Here is a 24,003-nt window from a genome sequence, read left to right on the forward strand (position 1 = left end):
ACACGCAGCTTTTTAAATACACAAAGTTTTAAACGCGATTTGCTCGCCTTACACACTGACAGGCAAGCAAACGCAAAATATAAATTTAGATGGTTTTGCTTTACTAAAAACAAAACATGGCAAAACATCATGCGTTTATAAGCCAAATTATAAAAGGCAAAGTATTTAGGTACTATACCAATCTGCTTGAATATGGGGTTTATTTAACGATAAGAAAATTGCACTGTAACTAGGCAAAAATTTTTATATCTAGTTGTTCTAAATATAAAATTTTTAACGACGTTATGGGGTAATTTAACTCGTTAAATTATTCAAATAGTTATGCAGATTGGTATCAAATATTTTGCTGTTAACAATAGGAAATACCATGGCAACGAGTCCACACACACAAACATTTAAAGATGTAAACGAAGAGCAACTTCCTGTTGCTAATAATAAGCTTCACGGCTGGAAACATTTTGCAGGGCTATATGCTGGCGAACATGTTGCGGCTACTGAATTTGTTATTGGTGCAACGTTTGTTGCATTAGGCGCTTCAACCATCGATATTCTACTTGGTTTATTAATAGGTAACCTGTTAGCAATGTGTTCTTGGTGGCTAATTACTGCACCCATTGCAGTAGAAACCCGCTTAAGTTTATATAACTACTTAAACAAAATTGCTGGTAACTCAATGACCAAGCTCTATAACTGGGCTAACGTGGTTATTTTTAGTGTTATATCGGCCGCTATGATCACGGTATCCTCCACCGCCGTGCGGTTTTTGTTTGATATACCTGCGCAACTTGATTGGTATCCAAATAGCTTTTGGTTTGTAGCCATTGTTTTAGCTGTTGGATCTATTGTTGTATTTGTTGCGATGTATGGCTTTTCTACGGTTGCTGACTTTTCAAAGCTGTGTGCGCCGTGGCTATTTGTTATATTTATTGCAGGCTCGTTCGCGTTATTCCCTGAGCTTTCAAATCATGTATTAGGTTCTACCTCTTTAAGTAGCTTTAGCGACTTTATGACCATAGGCGACTCCTCCATATGGACAGGCACCAACGCCGATGGTGAAAAGGGCATTGGCCTATTAGAAGTGATTGGCTTTGCATGGGCTGCTAACTCAATTACTCATTTTGGTTTAATCGACATGGCTATTTTTAGATTTGCTAAACGCAAAAGCTATGGCTTTTTTTCTGGTGTGGGCATGTTTTTTGGTCATTACTTAGCGTGGATCTCTGCCGGTATTATGGGCGCAGGTGTTGCGGTATTACTTAAAACAACTATTTCATCACTTGATCCGGGCGATGTTGCATACCATGCATTAGGTTGGACTGGTTTTGTTATTGTAATTATTGCCGGTTGGACTACAGCTAACGCAAACCTTTACCGTGCAGGCCTTGCAGCACAATCTATATTTGTTAATCAATCACGTGAACGCACCACCGCTATTGTAGGTGTTGTAACCGTAATTATTGCGTGTTTCCCATTTGTATTTTCTCAAATGCTTCCGCTACTTACCTACGCAGGCTTATTAGTTGTACCAGTAGGCGGCATTGTGTTTGCTGAGCATGTGCTATTTCCTAAAATTGGCCTAACACGTTACTGGGCTAAATATAAAAATATTACCCGCAGCGTACCGGCTATAGCATCTTGGGCGTTAGCACTTGTGTTTGGCTTTGGCTTAAACGCAATTGATGTAATGTCGTTTTACTACTTGTTTATTCCTACATGGATTTTCACCATTGTTGTTTACACGCTTTTAGCTAAAAAATACGGCGCTGGTGACGATTACACACAAGAAATAGCAGCAGAAAAGCAAGAGCAACGTGATATTAAAGAATATCAAGCTGCTGAGGCTAAAGACATTCCAAAGCCAGTAATTGACAGCTCTGTATTTACAAAAGTACTTAACGCGGTTTCTACGGTTTCATTGGTTATTATTTTTATATTTGCCAGCCAAGTGATGTTTTTCAGTGAAACAATGAATATGTACAGCGCTAATAAATCGCAGTTCGAAATAGCCTGTTTTATTTGTACTGTTATTTATTTTGTTACTGCGTACTGGTCGTTAAAACGCCATAAAGTACTCAATACAGCATCGTAATTACTTATCGTAATACAGTATCGTAATTTATATTTTATCTTTGTTTAGTAAGGTCGCACCATGACGCAACATCAACACACTGACGCTCTAGTTACAGGGCTAAACCAACAAAGCTTGGCTCAATTACCAAGCCATGTTGATACACCAACCTACGACCGTAGTGCAGTTAAAATCGGTATTGTACATATTGGTGTGGGCGGTTTTCATCGTGCTCATCAAGCCGTGTATGTTAACGAGCTTTTAAAAACCCCAGGCTCTGAGCAATGGGGTATATGTGGTGTTGGCCTTTTAGAGGGTAACCGTGGTCTGCGTGATATTTTAAAGCAGCAAGATTACCTTTATACGCTTACTGTTAGACACCCAGACGGTAAAATAGATAACAAAGTAATTGGCTCAATGATCGACTTTTTGTTTGCTCCAGAGGACAAACAAGCGGTAATTAATAAGCTAGCGCACAGCGATACTAAAATTGTGTCGCTTACTATTACCGAAGGCGGTTACAACTTTAACCCTGCAACGGGCGAGTTTGACACCAGTAATCCAGATATTATTAACGACATTAATAACCCAAACGACCCAATTACAGCGTTTGGCTACATTACTGCTGCGTTAAAATTGCGTAAAGAGCAAGGCCTAGGCGCGTTTACAGTACAGTCGTGCGATAACATTCAGCACAACGGTAACGTAACACGCAAAATGCTTTTAGCCTTTGCTACAGAGCAAGACAAAAACCTAAGTGAGTGGATTGAGCAAAACGTATCGTTTCCAAATGCGATGGTTGACCGTATTACACCGGTATCTAAAAAGAGTGATATTGATTACGTGGTTGATGCATATGGTGTTAGCGACGAGTGGCCAATTACCTGTGAGTCGTTTACACAATGGGTAATAGAGGACACATTTAGTGATGGTCGTCCAAGTTGGGATGTTGTTGGTGCTCAGTTTGTTACTGATGTAACGCCTTATGAAACCATGAAAATACGTTTACTTAATGCAGGGCATTCTGTGCTTGGTTTATTAGGTTCAATCCATGGCTATGGCACTATTGACGAAACGGTATCGGATGAATTATTTGCCACATACCTACGTGCTTTTATGGATAAAGAAGTAACGCCAAATCTTGAACCACTTGAAGGCATTGACCTTGAAAGCTACAAAGATACGTTAATAGAGCGTTTTGCTAATCCTAATATTAAAGACAGCCTAGCGCGTATCTGTAGTGAAAGCTCAGCTAAACTGCCTAAGTTTTTAATTGCCACAATTAACGAAAACCTAGTACAAGGTCGAGATGTATCACTGGCAACGCTTGTTATTGCTACTTGGTGCTTATACAGCGATAAGGGTTTAAGTGAAAACGGCGAAAAGCTTGAAATTCAAGATGCGTTGCACAAAGAGCTTAATTCTTACGCGCAAGAGACTCAAACTAGCCCAATTGCATTTTTAAAGTTAACGAGCTTGTTTGGTAAGCTTGAGCATAACGAAACGTTTACTGCTGAATATAAAAAGTCGATTGCTGCGTTGTATGCACCTAATAGTAAAATTAAAGCCATTATGCAGGCTGTACTTGATCAAAAGAGTAACTAATTATGAGCATTTTAATTAATCATAAATCAGGCGAAAACGTAAGTGTTAGCTGCTTTGGCGAAGTGCTGTGGGATTGTTTTGATTCAGGTAAACGCCTAGGTGGCGCGCCACTTAATATGTGTGTGCGTATTAACTCACTAGGGATTAAAGCCGATATGATCAGCGCTGTTGGTAACGACGAGTTAGGCGCTGAGTTACTAGGCGAAATTACTAGCAAAGGCGTAAGCTGCGAATACATTGCTATTAATAGTGACAAAAAAACTAGCACGGTTGAGGTAACGCTCGACAGTGGTGGCTCTGCAAGTTATGAAATAGTGGCAGACACTGCGTGGGATAATATAGCGCTTACCGATGAGTTGCTTAGTAAAGTTAAAAGTAGCGATGTATTTGTATTTGGCAGCCTAATTGGGCGAAGCGAAGCGTCTTTAGCTACGTTAAATCAACTCGTTGATGTAGCAAACTTTAAAGTATTTGACGTAAATCTACGTGCACCGCATTACAAGCTAGAAACACTTGTAGATTTAATGAATAAAGCAGACTTTATTAAGTTAAACGATGAAGAGCTATACGAAATTGCAAAAGCGATGGGTTGTAAGTTTCATTCGCTTGAACAAAATTTAGCGTTTATAGCACAGCAAACAAATACCGATTACTTATGTGTAACCAAAGGCAGCCACGGTGCTTTATTAACAATCAAAGGCGAGAATTTTTATAATTCAGGTTATTTAATTAGCGTAATTGACACTGTTGGCGCAGGGGACTCGTTTTTAGGTTCGTTAATTTATCAGCTTTGTAGCAACGACGACGCGCAATATGCCGTTGACTTTGCATGTGCCGTTGGAGCAATGGTCGCCGAAAGTTCTGGCGCAACACCTACTTTAACGCATCAACAAATTAGTGAGTTTATGAACCCACTTTAAAAAACATTGTGTGTGAAAGCGGTTATAACGTAAAAGTTTAACCGCTTTTTTTGTGCCCAAAATAAGACGCGTGTAATAAATATTCAATGTTGAACGTTAAGTGTGCAGGTTGCGTAAATAGTGGCTTATATCGATTATTGTATTAGCTAAACGTCTTATTGTTTGAGGGTTGAAGCTTTGTTATTGTTCGTCGATTATTCACGGATTGAAAAGGCGGGGCGACACACAATGCGCTCTATAATACAAATACAAAAAGAGAAACGTGCTTTATGATCATCTTTTTTATCTGCCTCACTATTTTAATACTGGGCTATAAGTTTTACAGCCCATTTGTTGAAAAACAAGCCGGTTTGGATTCAACTGCTGACACACCACAAAAACGCTTTAGCGAAGGTGTTGATTACGTCGCTATTCACCCTGTAAGAGCATTTTTAATTCAGTTTTTAAACATTGCTGGCGTAGGTCCAATATTTGGCCCAATTTTAGGTGCTTTATACGGACCAGTTGCACTAGTATGGATTGTACTTGGTAATGTTTTAGGTGGCGCTGTACACGACTTCTTCTCAGGTGTAATGAGTATAAAAGAAGACGGTAAAAGCCTACCAGAAATCGCAGGCCATTATTACAACGTCGTATTTAAAGGCTTTATGCTTGTATTTACTGCCATGCTACTGTTTTTTGTAGGTGTAGTATTTATTATGAGCCCTGCAGGTTTGCTAAGTAACCTTGATTTTTTTGAAGGTACAATACTGGCAAATAATACCTTTTGGGTACTCGCTATTTTAGCGTATTACTTTTTAGCTACCTTGCTACCAATTGATAAAATCATTACTAAGTTTTACCCAATTTTTGGTGCGCTAATGATTGTAATGACAGTGGCAATTGCTATTTCATTACTTATTAATGCGCCGCACTTACCTGTACCAAGTGACTTTTTAGCTTACTTTGAAGCTGATCACGCACATGACTTTTTAGAGCCAAACCCAGATGGATTACCAACATGGCCATTGTTATTTATAACAATTACTTGTGGTGCTATTAGTGGTTTTCACTCTACTCAAGCGCCTATTATTGCGCGCTGTTTAACTAACGAAAAATACGTACGTCCAGTTTATTATGGCGCTATGATGTGTGAAGGTATTGTAGGTTGTGTATGGGCACTTGCTGGTATTGCAGCGTTCCCAGAGGGTTACGCAGGCTTAAAAGCATTGCTTGATCAAGGTGGTCCAGGCTTAGTAGTAAACCATGTAGCTAACAGTTACTTAGGTGTATTTGGCGGTATAATGGCAATTATTGCAGTAGCCGTATTCCCAATTACTTCTGGTGATACAGCGTTCCGCTCATTACGTTTAACTGTTGTTGATGCGTTTAATATTCCGCAAAGCATACGTAACAGATTACTAGTGGCCGTTCCTATACTGACAATTGCGTACTTTATGACGAAGCTCGATTTCTCATTAATTTGGCGCTACTTTGCATTTTCAAACATGCTGCTTTCTACAAGCGTATTATGGCTTGCCACTAAGTACTTGTTTGACCGTGGCACATTCCATTGGATTGCCAGTGTTCCTGCTGTTATAGCAACAGCGGTAACAATTTCATATATTGGCACTGCAGCAATTGGTCTTAACTTATCAAGCGATTTAGGTAAACCTATTGGCGCTGTAGTCGCTGTGATAGGTTTAATTGTATTAACTATCGTGCACTCTAAGCATAAAGTTAAACCAACAGCGGTCTAATAATCACATAAGTTATTTCAAGCATTAAAAAAGCGAGCTATTGATAATGAATAGCTCGCTTTTTTGTGTACTAAATTTAGGTATTACTGAGTTGCAAGTTCAAAGTAACTATTATCGTCGAGCGTTTTGCTTATCATCATAGCGCCCTCAAGCAGGCTCACTGTTTGAATAGCTGCTTGAGCGGGGTTAGGCTCACCATTAGTTAAGTGTGCAGCGCTAAGCCATGTTAGGTTTTGATTAAAAAAGCGTTTTACTTCAAGGCGTACTTTATCTGGAAGGCTATCGCTTTCGGCTCCTAGTAACCCACATAAACACATTTTTTTATCGGTTACTAATGCACGTCTAAAAAGCTGAGTGTACACATCAATAGGATTTTTACCGCTTGCTTTAAGCTCGCTTGGCTCGCCTAACGCAGCTAAAAAAGAATCAGTATATTGATGAGCAAGCTCTGCACCTAAATCGGCCTTAGTTGGAAAGTGATAGTGCACACTGGCGCTTTTAATGCCGACTTCGCAGGCTAGCTCTCTAAAACTAAAATTACTGTACCCGCCAAGGCGCACCTTGTTTTCAGCTGCTTTTAATAAAGCTTCTTTTTTACTCATTTTTAATATTTCCTATCCGTAGCAATACCAATTTTATTAAAACATGATCATTCTATCGCATTAAATAACTTACTAACTGCGTTAAAAATTATTCATTTAGAACAACTGCATGCCATAATTTTCGTCTTTTTCATTGCGCTATATTCTTAGCGCAATAATAGATCACTTATTTAATGCAATTGGTACAGTAAAATTATCGACCAGTAGGTAGTTATTTACAAGTGTTTTTACTTTTAAGCAACCCCCAAATTTTATTATGAATTAAGTTAAATCCCATAAATCAGAAAAATTTAAACGTTGACTTAAATTTAGTTTAATATTATAAATTACCTATCGGCAGGTAGGCTGCGCCGTTAATTCACTTCTAAACAATAAAGGTAGAGATTGCTATGAAAATTTATGATGTAGAAAACTTTCCAAATCCACTTCGTGTTCGTATCGCTTTAGCTGAAAAAAATGCCACTTCAAATGTTGAGTTTGTAGCTGTTGATTTATTAAATGGTGAACACAGAACAAAAGCCTTTTTAGCTAAAAACCCATTAGCAGGTGTACCCGTATTAGAGCTAGATGACGGCACGTTTATATCAGAAAGTACCGCTATTACTGAGTATATTGATACCGCATTTGAAGGCCCATCTTTAATGGGTGAAACCGCAAAAGAGCGTGCAGTAATTAACATGATGCAAAAGCGTGCAGAATCTATGGTGCTTGACGCTGTGGCAACTTACTTTCATCATGCAACTGATGGCTTAGGTCCTGAGCTTGAAACATATCAAAATGTGGCTTGGGGTGAAAAACAAGGCGAAAAAGCGCGCCAAGGGTTTAGCTATTTTAATGATGTACTAGCGCAATCGGCGTTTGTTGCTGGTGAACAATTTAGTATTGCTGATATTACTTTGTATGCTGGGCTGGTATTTGCTGGATTTGCACAAATAGCAATCCCGAATGAGTTAACCCATTTAGTTGCATGGCAAGAAAAAGTAGCAAAACGCCCAAGTGTTGCAGCTTAATTAGGTTATTAGTTTAAAATTTAAGTGAAGTTACGCTTAGGAGCCAAATATGAAAATAGCTGCCGATTTTAGTAAACGAGTTGTGGTACATAGCGAATCGCTCCCGTGGGTTGCATCGCCAATGGCGGGCGTTGATAGGCGAGTGCTCGATAGAGTGGGCGACGAAGTTGCTCGCGCAACGACTATTGTTCGTTATGCACCTGGCAGTGAGTTTTCGCCGCATGTACATACAGGCGGTGAAGAGTTTGTTGTGCTTGAAGGGGTATTTCAAGATGAGCATGGTGACTTTGCGGCAGGTTCTTATATCCGTAATCCACCGCAATCAAAGCACAAACCGGGGTCTGAAAATGGCTGCGTTATATTTGTAAAGTTATGGCAGTTTCAGCCAGATGACCGAACGCACGTGCGTTTGCAAACAAACTTGATGCAAAGTACGGTGCATCCTAGTTTTAAAAATATTGCCGTAACCCCTTTATATAAAGACGACTTTGAAGAGGTAAGCTTGCTGCACTTTAAGCCCAACGCCTGCATGGTTATAAACGCAAAAGGCGGAGCTGAGCTGCTAGTACTTGAAGGCTCATTTGATGAGCAAGCCGATACTTTTGTAAAAAACAGTTGGTTAAGAGTGCCTATCAATAGCTCCGTTAACGTTAAAGCGGGAAGTAATGGTGCAAAAGTATGGCTTAAAACGGGTCATTTAACTGATGTAGAAAACCAGATATCTCGCGTACAAAATGCGTGATTGAGTCGTTTATTTGAGATTATTCATTAGCCTAGTTCAGGACTATTTATTAATTTAGTTCAAGACTATTTATTGATCTAGTTCAGGACTAATTAATTTTAGAAGGTGTACTTTTACCACTCAGCCTATTTAAGGAGAGCAGTAATGGTACACACAACACATGGTTTATCTATTGGTCTTAAACGTGCAGGAAGAGAGTTTTTTTTAAAACTCAAAGCCGTTGGTACGCTTACTCACGACGATTACAAGATAATTACCCCAATGATAAACTCAGCTCTTGGCGAAGTTAAGCACCCAGTCGTGAACGCCTTAATAGATGGTAGCGAACTTGAAGGTTGGGAATTACGCGCAGCGTGGGATGACTTAAAATTAGGTGTTAAGCACTCTAAAGAATTTAAAAAAGTAGCTATTTACGGTAATAAAGAGTGGCAAGCTCGAATGGCAAAAATAGGTAACTGGTTTATATCGGGTGAGGTTCAATACTTTGAAAATGCTACCGCAGCAATAGATTGGTTAGACGAATAATAAATCCCTTCTTTCAAAAAATAGCGCTTACAAAGCGCTATTTCAACTCTTAAATAAAGAACTTATAGCGAGCGTCTAATAGTTTTTGCTTATTGTTAAGTATCAATTTTATCAAAATACGTTACTAAGCTATCAATAAATGAACGAAGTGCAAGTGACTGATGTTTCCTGGAGCGGTAAATACCGTATATGCTCAAAGTTTGTGGTTTAAGGTGTGGTAGTAAATGTATTAACTTTCCATTATTTATATATTTCTGCGCAGCAAACTTAGGTTGTAGAGTTATTCCTTGATTATTAAGAGCAGCTTTTAACAGTAAGCTCGAATCATTAGCACTGAAGTTACCAGCAATCGCTACAGATACGGGTTTTTCAGGGTGTGAAAAATGCCACATACTTTTTTCAAACCGTGAATAGTTTAAACAGTTATGGCGACTCAAATCATCCGTAGTTATAGGCTTAGAGTTTTTTTCTAAATATTCTGGGCTTGCACATAATACTGAATGGCATTTCCCAAGTGGGCGAGCAATTATATTAGGATCTAAGTCATTGGTAATTCTAATTGCTAAATCTATTCGCTCTTCTACCAAATTTGTAACGTGATTACTAATTTGTACATCAATACTGACTTCTGGATGAGCGTGTAAGAATTGTTGCAACATATCTGGTAGTACATCATGTGCTAAAAAAGGCGAGCACGACAACCTAATTTGCCCGTTTAATTTGTTATTACTTTCTATCGGCGCACTAATATTTTGGGCGATGGCAATGAGCTCTCGGCTATGATTAAGTACTTTTTCACCCTCTGCCGTGAGTGTTATTTTTCTTGTTGACCTATGGAGTAGTTGGGTATTTGCCCACTTTTCCATTTGATTCAAATACCGTGTAACCATAGATCTAGACATATCTAAAGCACGGGCAGCACCGGCTAGACTTTTCTGCTCTACAATTTTTATAAATACATCAGCTGCAATAATTCTATCCATTCACTTTGCCTATATGTTCGATTTATGCAACAGATAGTTGCATTCTGCCTAGTTTTTAATTCTTAAATTGCAACATACAATAGCCTCATCTTAACGAAATAACAAACAGGCTACTGAGAATGAAAAAAGTTAAACACGTATTAGCAGCAACAGCTTTATTAGCAAGCACATTAATGCAACCGGTATTAGCGCAAAGTGAATTAGTTGTGGATGTATATAACCCACAAGACAAAAGTATTTTTGCTGTCTCATCAAGCATTATAAGTGGTAATAACGAAGTGTTATTAGTGGATGCCCAATTTCAGCGTAATGATGCACAAGCATTGGTTGAAAAAATAAAAGCGAGCGGTAAAACATTAACAGCTGTTTATATTAGTCACAGCGACCCTGATTTTTACTTTGGTTTAGATGTAATTAAAGCTGCTTTTCCAAAAGCAAAGTTATTAGCGACTAAATCAACAGTAGAGAATATTAAACGCTCAATGCAAGGAAAGTTAAATTATTGGGGGCCTATTTTAAAGAGCAACGCACCTAAAGAACTTATTTTGCCAGAAGTAATACTATCAAATACCCTAACTATAGATGGGAAAGAAATTATTATTAAAAATTTACAGCATGATCCAAAGCATACTTACCTTTGGATCCCTTCTATAAAAACAGTGCTGGGTGGGGTTGTAGTATTTGATCAAATGCATGTGTGGTTGGCTGATTCGAGCACTGCCGCAGAGCGTCAAACTTGGCAGTCAACATTAGATAACATTGAGAATTTAAAACCACAGACTGTTATTCCAGGTCACTTTTTACAGGGCAGTAAACAAGACCTTTCTGGTGTGTCATTCATGAAAGGGTACTTAAATAAAGCGGATAGCGCTGCAAAAAATGCAAAAAACTCAACTGAATTTGTAGAGATCATGACTCAAGCTTACCCTGATTTAGGTGCAAGAAGCATTTTAGAGTTGGGCTCAAAAGTGGTTATGGGTGAGATGCAATGGCACTAAGTGCCCTTGCGTTAAGCGATTTTTAGATAGGAAATATTTAATGAAAAACGCAACGTTACATATAATTGTTGACCCTTTATGTGGTTGGACTTACGGCAGCGTGCCCTTGATCACCGCTGCTGAAAATATTGATGGTTTAATTGTAAAAGTACACAGTGGAGGCATGCTAACAGGTGATAATGTCAAACCTGTGACTCCTGCATGGCGTGAATTTGCACTTAAAAACGACAGTGTCATAGCGAAGAAAACCGGTCAGGTATTTGGTAGTAACTATACTGATGGGCTTTTAAAAACCAACGATATTATACTCAACTCGGCTCCGGCTATTACCGCTATATTGGCAGCGCAAGAGCTTGGTATATCAGGTGGGAAAATGCTTAATAGTATTCAACATGCTTATTATGCTCAGGGTAAAAACATTATGCAGCTGCATGTACTGACTGATATTGCATTGGAGCTGGGTTTAAACAAGGCCTTATTTGAAACCCACTTTAATGCGCTAGAAGGCGATGCAACAGATCAACATATAGCACAAAGCCGCGGCTTATTACACGATATTCATGGGCAAGGTTTTCCTAGTACAGCATTTGAATTTGACACAGGTAAGTGGCAAAAAGCTGATATAGCCCATTATTATGGAAAAACTGAGCAGTGGGTTACCTACTTACAGCAATCAGTTGCGCTAGTATAGTGTGATGAAACTTCTAAATAATAAAGCTGTTTATATTACAGCTTTATTGAGCTTCCTTTTTATAGTGCAAGGGTGTGTGAAAATGAGCAACATAGACATAATTAAAAGTACGTATGAAGGCACAACATCACAAGAGAATGGGCAAAATTTAGTTGCTCATGCAAGTGATACTATTACTTGGAAAGAGGCTGATGGTTTTGCCTATGCTGGTACTTACCATGGTATGAATGATATTACTGAACATGTTTTTCAAAAGCTTGCAAGCGAGTGGTATAACTATACGTTTACGCCACAAAACTACTTATCCCAAGATGATACTGTTGTAGTGTATGGCACGTATTCTGGTACTTATATTAAAACGGGTAAAAAAATGCAAGCTAGGGTCGCGCATATTTGGCAGCTTAAAAATCAAAAAATAACGCACTTTGAACAAATAGTGGATAGTAAAATGGTGTTTGATGCTATGCAGTAACTACGCGTTACTGCATATTTGAACTTAAAAAACATTAGGTCTATTAAATTACATCAGCCAACACCGGTAATGCCGGAAATGCCCCTTTAGCTAAACACGCTTTAGAGCCACATTTTAGGCCAAAGTTGAGTGCGCGTTTTACTATTTTCTCATCATTTATTTTAGCAGTAAGTAATACATCTTCATTGTTATGGTTTAGATAATATAAAACACCAGCAATAAAAGCATCGCCTGCGCTTGTTGTATCAACAGCTGTAATAATTGGTGCCGATTCACTTAGCGTGAACTCATTATGATAAACTGTCGCAGGCTCAGGACCATCTGTTAAAAATACTACGCTAACACCAACATCTAAAAGTGATTGTAAATAATCCTCGGGTAGCTGCTTTGTTTGTTCTGCTAAAAAGTTTAGCTCATCACGAGAGAGTTTAACTATGTCGCAATACTCATAGCAAGCACGTACATTTGCTTCAATATCATCTATGCTTTGCCATAAGCTGTAGCGTAAATTTACATCAAAGCTTACTAATTTATTGTTACTTTTAGCAAGCTGCAAAGCGCTAAATGTAGTTTGCGCAATTGCGTTATTGGTAAGCGTGTTTGAACAAAAGTGTAGGGTACTTAGTTTTTCCCATTGAATTTGCGCCAAGTGATCACTCGTTAAAAGCAAATCGGCCGTATTTTGGCGATAAAAATTAAAACTGCGCTCGCCTGTATCATCAAGGCTAACTATTACCATTGCAGTTTGCGAGCCCATAACTGTAAATAAGTAGTCAGTGCTTACATTGTATTGTGTAAGTGCTTTAGCAAGTTGCTTGGCAAAGTAGTCATCGCCCATACCACCACAAAAAGCAGCTTTACCACCTAACTTTGCATAGCCTACGGCTACATTAGCAGGTGCGCCGCCTGCAATAGGTAAATAAGCACTGTTTTGAGAGTCTTGCGGCAGCATATCAATAAGTAGTTCGCCGAGGCTAAGTAGTTGGGTCATATTGTAAATCCTAAAAAACCTAGCAAGGCTAGGTTAAAGTCAGTGGGAGAATTACTAAATAACCTGAACTCTGGATAATAAATCTATCTCGAGCAGCTATTTTCAGCGCTAACTGCGTTGAATTTATTTGTAATAGGCTAGCTATTGACGCGTAAATTCGCCTTGTTTTCACAGAAAATATCTGGCTAGAGAAAATAAATTTAAATATCACCATGATTCAATACGTTAGTAAATATCTTAACCAGAGTTCAGGTTTAATAAGTTTAGTTAGTTATAAAGCGCTGAAACAAAAAATCGTTTCAGCGCTTACACACTAGAACTCTATTAGTTAAACGCGTATTTAAGCGTTAAAGATGTTGTACGGCCATTAATAGCACGAGCACGGATAATATTGTTTTCAGGTACTGAACCTTCCTCTGCTTCTGTAATACCTACTGTATCGAAGAGGTTATTTACATTAAGGGCAATGTTAAGGTTTTCAGATAAGTCATAACTTACAAAGCCATTTACTTGTGTGTAACCGTCAAGTTTAAGGTCGTTATTATCTTGTGCATATGCATCGGTAGTACCAATAAAGCTAAGGCCAGCAGAGCCTTGCTCATAGTTATAACGTGCCATTAATGAATAAATTAAATCAGCTTGACGACGCGGTGTATTACCTACTACCTCAGGAGCAAGTGCGTCTTTGGCTATTTCTGCGTCGGTCCAGGTTAAATTACCACGGAAATCCCATGCATCAATAAAGTAAGTAGATTCTATTTCGATCCCTTTTGCTTCGTATTCACGGTCAAAAAATGTTTGTGATGTTGCTTCAAAGTTTTGCTCTTCAGTTTCGGCAAAAAACGCAGTAGCAAACACTGATAATGAATCAAAGCGCTTTTTAACACCAAACTCAAATTGGTTCACTTCATCAACTGCGTCTTCTTTTGCAACAGAGCCGTCAGCGCGTACTTTACCAAATAAAAGTCGGTCGGCGTTTGCTCGCCCGCCCTTACTTATACGTGCAAACGTGGCAAGGCTTGGGTCAATTTGGTAATTAGCACCAATTGAATAAGACGAATAGTTCCAGTCATAGTTTACTGGACTTGCGTTTGCAGTATCAATTCCAGCAACATTTTGTTCCGGCACAGAGATCACACCGTCGCGGTTCATATCTACTGTTGAAGTCACTGCACCTGCGTATGTTCCGCGAGCTTCACCGCTATCGTAGCGAGCACTTGCATCAATACTGACATCACCTAGCTTAGTCGAAAATGCTACGTAAGGGGCGCGAGTATCGTATTCTGTATCGTAATCACGTTGACAACAGTTACCAAATGCACTGTAAGCGTATAAACCGTTTTCAGATAACTCAGTGCCATCGGCACCTGTTACATTTAATAATGCAGCATTGTCACCCTTGAGCTCCATTACGTAAGAGTTCCATAACCACGACATAGCAATGTTTTGCGTAGATGCATAGTAACCAAATGTAAGGCTGGTATCATCGTCGAACGATTTAGTTAATTTAAAGTCATTAACTATAGAGCCGAAGTCATTCATTGTGACATCAAATGTCACCATCTTCATTGCTAAACCATCGTTAAACGCTTCACCGGTGTTCGCGTTACTCAAGGTTGCACCTGCGCCACCAATGCTTTCAGCTATTGATGTTGCACTACCGACTTGTTCTGTGAAAGGTGAATTAAAGTTACCGCTAATTGATGACTTACGGAAACGGTTTTCAATACGCCAATCGTTATCTAGATCAAATACAGCTTCAAAACCAACAGAGTCAACCTTTGGATTCATACCATCACGGATATCACCACTGCTAATTTGGTTTTCACCATTTAAGCGTACTGTTTTAGTAAATAATGCTGAGTGAGGTGTGTCTGATTGCGCATCAAAGCCAGCAATAGAGTCACCATTTGAGTACATTGGCATAGGAAGGTAGCCAACACTCTTATCGTCTAAGTGTTTGTAATAAAGGCGAACGTAGCCGTTTTCAAAGTCTTTTGTAAGGTTAGCTTTAATTTGGCCACCTTTATTAGACGTGTAACCTGTTTCGCGCGGGCCTTCGCCTTGTCGAACAAAACCACCAACATGAAAACGCACGCTATCGGTTAAGTAAGTGCCGTATTCAAAGTCTGTACGAACGCTGTCGTAATCTAAGCCTAGTGTTGTAGACACACTGCCAGATTCGTTTTCGCCATTTTTAGAGATAAAGTTAATAATGCCACCAGGTGCATTACTTGCTGCAGTAGATGCTGAGCCACCACGAATCGATTCAATTGTTTGCACCGTGTTATCTAATCGCATAAAAATATCAGAATTACCAAAAGCGATGTCACCGTATTGCATTACAGGTAACCCATCTTCTTGTAATTGTAGAAATTTAGCACCGCCTGATGCTACAGGTAAACCACGAACAGCAATATTTGCATTACCTTCACCACCGGTAGATTCTGCACGAATACCCGGAATAATTCTAAACGCTTCTGCTGTTGAGCGAGGGGTAGACACTTGAACTTGTTCAAGTGATACGCTACTAACTGATACACTAGAAGCCATGATTGTTGTTCGACGTGGTACGCCGGTTACAACAATTGTTTCAAGACCTTTGTTTTGTGACGCTTCTGGTTTTGCTTGATCTGTTTCTTGTGCGTGAACGCCTTGGCTTACGGCAAGTGCTAAAGCACTGATTAAATATAAAGGTGTATTGTGTGTTGTCATGTGAACGCCTCGTTGTGTTGAGCCCGATGGGTTTGTTATTTTTACTTAATCGATTAAGTAAAAATAACAAATATTTTACAATAAGCAAATTATTTTATTATTAATTTGTTATTTATTTACCTATCAGTTGTTTTTTATAGTGTTTTTTATTGTATTAAAATACAAATTTACTCTGTAATTGGGTTACTTTCTGTTAAAGCACTTGCTGATGGGTCACGGCTATAATTAAATAACATAGCTAAAAACAGAATAACTGCAAAGCCTGTTGCTAAGTAAAATCCATAGCGTACATGGCCAAAGTAGTCGCTGATCATACCCATAAACAATGGGGCTAAGGCAGCTGATAAAGCAGTGAAAAAGAGTATAACGCCTGCTACAGCACCGTGTTGCTGCACTGCAAAACACGATATACCTTTGGAATTTAAAGTTGGGTAAACCATTGACATAAATAAACCCGAAAGCGGTAATAACACGACAGCCCAATCAACGCCTCCAAATAACGTACCTACATAGCACAATGCAATGCCAAAGCTTAAATAAGCCATAACACCTTGCCAGCTATAACGGTTTAATAACCATACCGCGATAAAGCGGCCTGCTGCACGTAGTACAAAAAATATGGTTAGTGCATAGGTTGCAAGGAGTGGCCAAGAACCAGTGTAGTCTTTTAAAAGCGTAGGCATCCATACGTATATAGCAACTTCAGTAGCTACATAAAGTGCGATAGCTAGCGAAAAACCAAGGGCATACGGGTTTTTAATCATTTTCATGGTGGTTGCCAAAGAGGCTGGCTTTTCAGTTGTTTTAACAACGCTAGGGTAGTCGGCACGCCAAGCTAAAAAAGCAAGGACTAAACACATAACTCCTGCAATAATATACAGGTATGTCCAACTTACGTTTTGCACGAGTAATATTCCAACCAGCGCAGGTCCTACAATGGCACCAATGCCAAAGAAACCCTCAACCTTATTCATTGTTTTAGTGTGGTCCTCGTTACTATGTGAAATATCACCAAGTAAGGCAAGTGCACCAGTTTTAAATAAACCAATCGCTAAGCCTATACAGCAAAGGAGCACTAAAAAGAATGCAAAGCTGGTGCTAAAGGCGAATAAAAAACAACTCGCTGAAAATATTAATAAACCTAGCATAATAGTTTTTTTACGCCCAAGGCTATCGGCTAAAAAGCCTAAAAACAATCCACTAAAGGCAATGAGTGCCATAGGCGCGTAATGAAATGCACTGGCTTGGGTCATACTCAGCCCAAACTCAGTAATGAGTTCAGGGATGATCATACCTACTGCGTCAGAGGTCATGGCAAACATAAAAAACATCATGTATGTAAGCCAACGTATTTGTTGCAACGGATCGTTGCTTACGTGTGTGTGTGATTTTGTCATGTATTTTTCCTCGTTAAATGCTCTGTTAACACCCAGTAAGTCAATCAGTTACTTATTGTAGTATCATGTGAGCCACGATTTTTGTATGTAAAATTTTTAAAAATTACTTGTAAATTCTTACTCGCTAGTTAAAGATATATCTTAATCGATTAAGTTTCAACATGGTATTCACACAATGATGAAGAATAAAGTTCAATTGATCACATACGCTGATCGAATTACTGGCCAAAATATAGGCGCGCTAACCACACTTTTAAACGGCCCTTTAAAAGGCGTATTTGGTGGTGTGCACTTATTGCCATTTTACAACCCTATTGATGGCAGCGATGCTGGCTTTGACCCTATTGATCATAGTGAAGTTGATTCTAGAATAGGTACTTGGGAAGACATACAAGTATTAGGCAAAGATCTCGACTTAATGGCAGACCTAATTGTTAACCATGTATCGGCGCAGTCTTTTCAGTTTCAAGATGTATTAGCGAAAGGTAAGCAGTCAGAATTTTGGGATTTGTTTTTAACCAAAGAAGATGTTTTTCCCGATGGTATGAGCGAAGCTGAGCAAAAAGCAATTTACCGCCCGCGTCCAGGTAGTTGCTTTACCCCAATGAAGTGTGGCGATGGTAAAACGTATGATTTTTGGACCACATTTACCGACAATCAAATCGATATAAATGTAAAAGTAGCAGCGGGTGTTGCGTATTTAAATAACGTACTTACTAAATTTTCGGCTAACAATGTAAATATTATTCGTTTAGATGCGGCGGGTTACGCGATTAAGCAAGCTGGCACTAACTGCTTTATGCTTGATGAAACGTTTGGCTACCTAGATAACTTATCTAAGCAGGCAAACGATTTAGGCATGGAAACCATTGCAGAAATACATAGCCATTATCAAACTCAGGTAGAAGTGGCAAAACGCGTCAATATGGTTTACGACTTTGCGTTACCACCGCTTATTTTACACAGCTTATTTAACAACGATGTAGATGCACTGCTCAAATGGTTACAAATTTCGCCACGTAACTGCTTAACTGTACTTGATACACACGACGGTATTGGCATTATTGACGCAGGTCCAATGGGCGACAAACCAGGGCTATTAAATGCACAGCAGATTGATAACCTAGTCGAAACAATGCACGCCAACAGCAACAATCAAAGCCGCCAAGCTACGGGCGCTGCGGCGAGTAATGTCGACTTATATCAAGTTAACTGTACGTACTACAACGCATTAGGCGCTAAAGACTTTGATTACTTATTGTCGCGTGCAATTCAATTTTTTGCTCCAGGTGTACCACAAGTGTATTACGGCGGCTTATTTGCCTGTGAAAACGACATGGAATTACTGACAAATACAAATGTTGGCCGTGATATTAACCGCCCATATTTAGATGCAAATATAATCGACAAAGCCTTAAATAAGCCTGTAGTAAAAGGTTTAATTGAATTAATTAAAATTCGCAATACACACCCCGCATTTGCAGGTGAGTTTAGTGCGCAAGGTGAAGGCAGTATGTGTTGTTTATCGTGGCAACTAGATGAGCAAACTATTTCACTCACTGTTGATTTTAAATTACGCCATGCACTTATTACACAAGTAAATGGTGATGAAGAAACAACGATTAACTTAAATTCATTTTTAGCTTAATATTATAAAAGTAATTTACAAACGTCATGTAAAGCAAAAGCCAAGCTTAAGTAGCTTGGCTTTTTAACACATAAAACTATTACAAGGTTTGTAAGCTAACTACTCGCACCAATCTCTAATTCGTAACTGACTTCCTTAGTTTTTTCTTCTTTAGAAATAAATAATTCAGCGGCTATAACGCCTTTTTCTTGGCTGTTTTGATGAATGGTGGTTAGGCGAGGTACAAACCGGGCTGCTTCATCAATACCATCAAAGCCAACAATACGCAGTTCTTCACCTATTTTTATGCCTTGTTTTATTGCTTCTCGCATTGTGGCAAGGGCAATTAAATCACTCATACAAATAATAACGTTAGGGCGAGGGGAGGCACTTAAAACCTCTTTAGCCGCAATATTGGCAAAACGCTCGCTACTTTCAGGAATGTTCCAAATACGATCGTCAGCTACCGTAATATTTGCCTCGCTTAAAGCGCGTTGATACCCGCGTAAACGTTGATGCGAAATAGATTGTCCGGTTTCAAATTCGTGATGTTCATACACGCGACATAATACGTTTTCATCAAGTAGCCTAAGCCCTAATATAGCCACTTTATCGTTTTGATTATGTAGTACGTGTTTAGCAATTTCGTAACTTGCTTGCTCGTTATTAATATTTACAGAGGCATTGCGAGCAATATCAAAATCAATAGTCACTACATGTTTAGACACTGTTTTTAACTGCTCAACTAACGCGTTATTACGAGGGCGGCCATAACAAATAAAGCCATCTACAAAGTCGACCACGTTGTTAAGGTTATCGCTATTACCTGAAAACAATAAAACATTAATGCCGTTTTTTTCAAGCACCGAGGTAACACCGCGCATAAAGCTGCTCGCAACGGGGTCAGATACCATGTATTCCACACTATCGGGTAGCACTAAAGCAACAATATTAAATGTGCCATTACGCAACGATTGCGCGGCCTTATTAGGGCCATAATAACCAAGCTCTTTACATGCATTAAGTATGGCTTCACGGCGTTTGGCAGAGAGTTGATCTGGGCGATTAAACGCGTTAGAAACCGTCGCATTAGACACGCCTAATTCTTTGGCGATACTTTTTAGGGTCCAGCGGATTGGTTTGCTCATTAATTACTCTTAGCCATTAAACAGGGTATTAATAAATTAACATATTCAGCGAGTTAGCAAAGTAAAAAATGAGATTTTAGGACTAATGTCGGCACTCTTTAGGGGCAATGCCAAAGGTTTGTTTAAATAAACGGCTAAAATGACTCGCACTATTAAATCCAACATCAAAACAAACTTTACTAATTGCATGACCTTGTAGCAATTGAGTGCGCGCTTTTTTTAGTCTTAGCTGTTGTTGCCAAAGGGCTGGGCTAGTACCAAATGTGAGTTTAAATTGCTGATAAAACTTACTGCGGCTCATGCAGGCTATTTTGCATAAGGTATTTATGTCGAGCGTTTCATTTAAATGTTCTTCAATATAAAGCAGAGCATCACTAACGTTTGTTTTAAGGTGTGGTTTATCGCAGTTAGCCAGTAATAACTCACGGCTTTGTTGTTGTAATAAACGGGTGATCAATTCATTTAACGACAAGTCAATCAAGTAATGGCGTTGGGCACCTTGTTCGCTAAATAAATGCACCATACGCTCTAATAATTGCTGCGTTTGAATATTGTGTTGGGTGTGCACTAACTGCGGTACATATTCAAACAAGCTATCGTGTGCAAAGTTTTGCTGCATGTTTAGTGCATTAGCCACGCTCGTTATTTTGTCGGTGCTAATTTCAATGGCTAAACAGGTAGTTGGAGTGCTCATTGATGCTTGTGGAAAATCAATTAATACGCCTTGCTCTGGCGCTAATACAAACGACTCGTGTGGTAAAAATGCTTTATGGTATTGGCTGCTTTCTACGTGCATTACCTTTTTGCCGCTAAGCATTGCACAAAACAGTAACTCGTTTGAGTGCAGTGCCACCTTTTGCGCACTTTGATACGTGTCGTAAATACTCAGCTCACTGTTATCGGCCGCAAACGTGACTTTATTTTCAATTAATACATCAAGTTGTTGGCGTTTTTTGTTTAACTGAGATGTGTGCATATCAATCCTTTAGGTTTTTATTAATGTGGACTCACAGACAATTTTTGTGGACAGCTAATCAAGTTTTTAGGCGCTTGTTAGTTTAATGTCGATTAAATATAAAGCATTTTGATTTATATAAATGTTCGACCTTTAGCTAACAACAATAAAGAGAGCACACACATGATATATGCAAATCCAGGCAGCGACGGCGCACTTTTAAACTTTAAACAACAATACGGTAATTACATTGGCGGAGAGTGGGTAAAGCCAGTGAATGGCCAATACTTTGATAATATAAGCCCAGTAAACGGTAAAGTGTTTTGCCAAATACCGCGCTCAGATAAAGACGACATAGAGCTGGCACTCGACAAAGCACATGCAGTGCGAGCGCAGTGGGGCACAACGTCGGTGACCGACCGAAGTAACATACTGCTAAAAATAGCCGACCGAATTGAGCAAAACCTAGAGTTACTTGCCGTAGCCGAAACATGGGATAACGGTAAAGCAATTCGTGAAACACTCGCTGCTGACATTCCGCTAGCGGCTGATCACTTTCGCTACTTTGCAGGGTGCCTGCGATCGCAAGACGGCACAATAGGCGAAATAGACGAAACCACCGTTGCATATCATTTTCACGAACCACTCGGTGTTGTGGGACAAATTATTCCGTGGAACTTCCCTATTTTAATGGCTGCATGGAAACTCGCGCCAGCACTTGCTGCAGGTAACTGCGTAATTTTAAAACCGGCTGAGCAAACCCCAGCTTCTATTTTAGTGTTAATGGAAATTATTGGCGATTTACTCCCCGCAGGCGTACTTAATATTGTAAATGGATTTGGTAAAGAAGCAGGTGAAGCACTGGCCACAAGCAAGCGTATCGCTAAAATTGCATTTACAGGTTCAACGCCTGTGGGCTCACATATTTTGAAATGCGCTGCTGAAAATATTATTCCCTCTACGGTCGAGCTTGGTGGTAAATCACCTAATATATTTTTTAATGATGTAATGGAAAAAGACGACGCGTTTTTATCCAAAGCAATAGAAGGCGCCGTACTTGCTTACTTTAACCAAGGCGAGGTGTGTACGTGCCCATCAAGGCTTTTTATTCAAGAAGATATTTACGAGCAGTTTATTGAACGAATACTCGAACGTACCTTAAAAATTAAACGCGGAAACCCACTTGATAGCGAAACCATGGTTGGCGCACAAGCTTCAAAAGCGCAATTTGATAAAATACTGAGCTACATTGAAATAGGTAAAAAAGAAGGCGCTGAAGTACTCACTGGTGGTAATGTAGAGCAGCTAAGTGATGACTTAAACGGTGGTTACTACATACAACCTACGCTACTTAAAGGCACAAATGACATGCGTGTGTTCCAAGAAGAAATTTTTGGCCCTGTTATTTCTATGTCGACCTTTAAAGATGAAGCCGAAGCACTCGAGCTTGCCAACAGCTCTGAGTTTGGTTTAGGCGCCGGTGTATGGAGCAGAAACATGAACCGTGCTTATCGTATGGGTCGTAAAATAGAAGCAGGGCGAGTGTGGACCAACTGCTATCACATGTACCCAGCACATGCTGCATTCGGTGGTTATAAAAAATCAGGAATAGGGCGCGAAACACACAAACTGGCACTTGATCACTACCAGCAAACTAAAAATTTATTAGTGAGCTACAGCGAAGATCCGCTTGGCTTCTTTTAAAAAATTTTAATACAACAATCACTCAGTAATGAGCGCTGCATATTTGCGGCGCTTTTTCATTTTAAGGGGTCCATTGCACCACTTACTGCTTGTTGTAATACATAAATAGGATACTAATTGAATTAAAATGTTGAAACTTCAGGGCTTTAAATAATTCATTAACTGCGTTAAAAAAGTGATTTAATAATATGAGTTTTATAAAAAGCTGATTCATAGTTAGCTAGTTGTTTACATAAGATTATTTGATGGCTAAGATAAATACATCGTAATTTATGAAACTTTACGGTCTATAAAACGATAAAGGCCTCAGAGAGAGTAACTAACTTTTTGTCAACGATATGGAGATCATTATGTACCCAAAAGAATTTTACATCCTACCCGAAGAGCTTTTCCGCCTCGGAAATGCTTCAAGTCCTCGTCTATCGAATGTTCGAGCTCGTGATGTTGATGTTACAACCGTAAATGGAATTAAGGTTATTATCGCAAACGGAAAAGGGATCAGCGTTTTCGATATAGAAGGTATCAACAATGCACCAATGACTGGTTGGGTTTGGAGGTTTCCACCGAATACCCAGCCGCCTCATGGATTGAAGATGGTTCAGGATAAGCCACACCATTACTGTATTTCGCCCACTCGGAATATGCCGGTTGACAAGTTCAAGGGACTTCTTGAGGAAATGGCCCTAAAAGCATCTCGAGTATTTAAGAAAGAAGGAAAGATTGTATGAGTCAGTTCAAGCTTGAACTTGCAGGATCAGAGCTAAAATACGTGCTAGAGGGTCTCATAGCACTTGAACAAGAAATGGCAAAAATATGTGAAATGTCAGATGACTCAGATGAGATTGCTGATGTAGGCAATGATTTGATTGAGCTGCGCTTGTTACTAAATCCTTTGAAGGAGAGAGCCATCAGTCAGTTCGGAGATAGTATAACTGATTTTTCGCGGGATGAGTTATAAGTTAAAAAGTAAGTTTGGTGTCAATACCTAATTTTAAACCAATTTAGGGTTCCAGATGACACGGTAATCCCCCCATTTTTAATGGAGGCTATCTGTAGAATTTTCGTTGTTTAACTTTTCCAGTTTTTGTATGGGTGTTATTCCACCTATGCC

Annotated in this window: 21 protein-coding genes; 14 read left to right on the plus strand and 7 right to left on the minus strand. The window is 39.2% G+C overall.

What is annotated here, in order from left to right:
• The first annotated feature begins 367 nt into the window (after positions 1-367).
• The 4 genes from DC53_RS17980 (at position 368) to DC53_RS17965 (ending at position 6,332) form a co-directional block, all read left to right on the plus strand.
• Positions 368-2,089, plus strand: coding sequence for a purine-cytosine permease family protein (locus DC53_RS17980; RefSeq protein ID WP_033028498.1), 1,722 nt, complete (start codon positions 368-370; stop codon positions 2,087-2,089).
• A gap of 60 nt (positions 2,090-2,149) precedes the next feature.
• Positions 2,150-3,673 carry a mannitol dehydrogenase family protein gene (locus tag DC53_RS17975; protein WP_033028499.1) on the plus strand — a complete coding sequence of 508 codons (1,524 nt, stop codon included), beginning with the start codon at positions 2,150-2,152 and terminating at the stop codon, positions 3,671-3,673.
• Positions 3,674-3,675: 2 nt separating this feature from the next.
• Positions 3,676-4,593 carry a carbohydrate kinase family protein gene (locus DC53_RS17970; RefSeq protein WP_007584308.1) on the plus strand — a complete coding sequence of 306 codons (918 nt, stop codon included), beginning with the start codon at positions 3,676-3,678 and terminating at the stop codon, positions 4,591-4,593.
• A 269-nt stretch (positions 4,594-4,862) separates the two neighbouring features.
• A complete protein-coding gene (locus DC53_RS17965; protein WP_033028500.1) occupies positions 4,863-6,332 on the plus strand; it encodes a carbon starvation CstA family protein in 1,470 nt (489 codons plus the stop codon).
• An 83-nt stretch (positions 6,333-6,415) separates the two neighbouring features.
• Here the strand turns inward: DC53_RS17965 and DC53_RS17960 are convergent, their stop codons facing one another.
• Entirely contained in the window at positions 6,416-6,934 is a 519-nt protein-coding gene (locus DC53_RS17960; RefSeq protein ID WP_033028501.1) for a TetR/AcrR family transcriptional regulator, read from the minus strand.
• Positions 6,935-7,323: 389 nt separating this feature from the next.
• Between DC53_RS17960 and DC53_RS17955 the strand changes: the two genes are divergently transcribed.
• From DC53_RS17955 to DC53_RS17945, 3 genes are all read left to right on the plus strand, one after another.
• Positions 7,324-7,944 (plus strand): glutathione S-transferase family protein, encoded by a 621-nt coding sequence (locus DC53_RS17955; protein ID WP_007378854.1) that lies wholly within the window; start codon positions 7,324-7,326, stop codon positions 7,942-7,944.
• A gap of 49 nt (positions 7,945-7,993) precedes the next feature.
• Positions 7,994-8,686 carry a cupin domain-containing protein gene (locus tag DC53_RS17950; RefSeq protein WP_008139283.1) on the plus strand — a complete coding sequence of 231 codons (693 nt, stop codon included), beginning with the start codon at positions 7,994-7,996 and terminating at the stop codon, positions 8,684-8,686.
• Positions 8,687-8,830: 144 nt separating this feature from the next.
• Positions 8,831-9,211, plus strand: coding sequence for a SpoIIAA family protein (locus DC53_RS17945; protein ID WP_033028502.1), 381 nt, complete (start codon positions 8,831-8,833; stop codon positions 9,209-9,211).
• Between the two features lie 95 nt (positions 9,212-9,306).
• Here the strand turns inward: DC53_RS17945 and DC53_RS17940 are convergent, their stop codons facing one another.
• A complete protein-coding gene (locus DC53_RS17940; protein WP_008139280.1) occupies positions 9,307-10,194 on the minus strand; it encodes a LysR family transcriptional regulator in 888 nt (295 codons plus the stop codon).
• A gap of 119 nt (positions 10,195-10,313) precedes the next feature.
• Between DC53_RS17940 and DC53_RS17935 the strand changes: the two genes are divergently transcribed.
• The 3 genes from DC53_RS17935 to DC53_RS17925 all read left to right on the plus strand — a co-directional run bounded on the left by DC53_RS17935 (position 10,314) and on the right by DC53_RS17925 (position 12,355).
• The gene (locus DC53_RS17935; protein WP_007378857.1) at positions 10,314-11,192 is read left to right on the plus strand and encodes an MBL fold metallo-hydrolase; all 879 of its coding nucleotides are present in this window, start codon (positions 10,314-10,316) and stop codon (positions 11,190-11,192) included.
• Positions 11,193-11,232: 40 nt separating this feature from the next.
• Complete coding sequence (locus tag DC53_RS17930) at positions 11,233-11,883, plus strand: DsbA family protein (RefSeq protein WP_007378858.1); 651 nt, start codon at positions 11,233-11,235, stop codon at positions 11,881-11,883.
• An 82-nt stretch (positions 11,884-11,965) separates the two neighbouring features.
• Entirely contained in the window at positions 11,966-12,355 is a 390-nt protein-coding gene (locus DC53_RS17925; protein ID WP_007378859.1) for a nuclear transport factor 2 family protein, read from the plus strand.
• Positions 12,356-12,398: 43 nt separating this feature from the next.
• On the opposite strand, the gene DC53_RS17920 is transcribed toward DC53_RS17925, so the two are convergent.
• The 3 genes from DC53_RS17920 to DC53_RS17910 all read right to left on the minus strand — a co-directional run bounded on the left by DC53_RS17920 (position 12,399) and on the right by DC53_RS17910 (position 17,458).
• Positions 12,399-13,346, minus strand: a complete 948-nt coding sequence (locus DC53_RS17920) for a carbohydrate kinase family protein (RefSeq protein ID WP_007378860.1) — start codon at positions 13,344-13,346, stop codon at positions 12,399-12,401.
• A gap of 324 nt (positions 13,347-13,670) precedes the next feature.
• Positions 13,671-16,061, minus strand: coding sequence for a TonB-dependent siderophore receptor (locus DC53_RS17915; RefSeq protein ID WP_008139277.1), 2,391 nt, complete (start codon positions 16,059-16,061; stop codon positions 13,671-13,673).
• Between the two features lie 167 nt (positions 16,062-16,228).
• Positions 16,229-17,458, minus strand: coding sequence for an MFS transporter (locus tag DC53_RS17910; protein ID WP_007378862.1), 1,230 nt, complete (start codon positions 17,456-17,458; stop codon positions 16,229-16,231).
• Positions 17,459-17,633: 175 nt separating this feature from the next.
• On the opposite strand from DC53_RS17910, the gene gtfA reads away from it, so the two are divergent.
• The gene (gene gtfA, locus DC53_RS17905; protein WP_033028503.1) at positions 17,634-19,106 is read left to right on the plus strand and encodes a sucrose phosphorylase; all 1,473 of its coding nucleotides are present in this window, start codon (positions 17,634-17,636) and stop codon (positions 19,104-19,106) included.
• Positions 19,107-19,201: 95 nt separating this feature from the next.
• Here gtfA and DC53_RS17900 read toward each other — a convergent pair whose 3' ends face one another.
• Both DC53_RS17900 and DC53_RS17895 read right to left on the minus strand, forming a co-directional pair.
• Positions 19,202-20,233, minus strand: coding sequence for a LacI family DNA-binding transcriptional regulator (locus tag DC53_RS17900; protein WP_008139272.1), 1,032 nt, complete (start codon positions 20,231-20,233; stop codon positions 19,202-19,204).
• A gap of 82 nt (positions 20,234-20,315) precedes the next feature.
• Entirely contained in the window at positions 20,316-21,209 is an 894-nt protein-coding gene (locus DC53_RS17895; RefSeq protein ID WP_033028504.1) for an AraC family transcriptional regulator, read from the minus strand.
• Positions 21,210-21,371: 162 nt separating this feature from the next.
• Between DC53_RS17895 and exaC the strand changes: the two genes are divergently transcribed.
• From exaC to DC53_RS17880, 3 genes are all read left to right on the plus strand, one after another.
• Positions 21,372-22,892: an acetaldehyde dehydrogenase ExaC gene (exaC, locus tag DC53_RS17890; RefSeq protein ID WP_008139269.1), complete on the plus strand. Its 1,521-nt coding sequence runs from the start codon at positions 21,372-21,374 to the stop codon at positions 22,890-22,892.
• A 350-nt stretch (positions 22,893-23,242) separates the two neighbouring features.
• Complete coding sequence (locus DC53_RS17885) at positions 23,243-23,620, plus strand: Tse2 family ADP-ribosyltransferase toxin (RefSeq protein ID WP_033028505.1); 378 nt, start codon at positions 23,243-23,245, stop codon at positions 23,618-23,620.
• On the plus strand, positions 23,617-23,850 hold the full coding sequence (locus DC53_RS17880; protein WP_033028506.1) for a hypothetical protein: 234 nt from the start codon (positions 23,617-23,619) through the stop codon (positions 23,848-23,850). The genes DC53_RS17885 and DC53_RS17880 overlap by 4 nt, the downstream gene beginning before the upstream one ends.
• Positions 23,851-24,003: the final 153 nt, after the last annotated feature.

The organism is Pseudoalteromonas fuliginea (assembly GCF_000690055.1).
In the GTDB taxonomy this organism is placed as follows: Bacteria; Pseudomonadota; Gammaproteobacteria; order Enterobacterales; family Alteromonadaceae; genus Pseudoalteromonas; species Pseudoalteromonas fuliginea.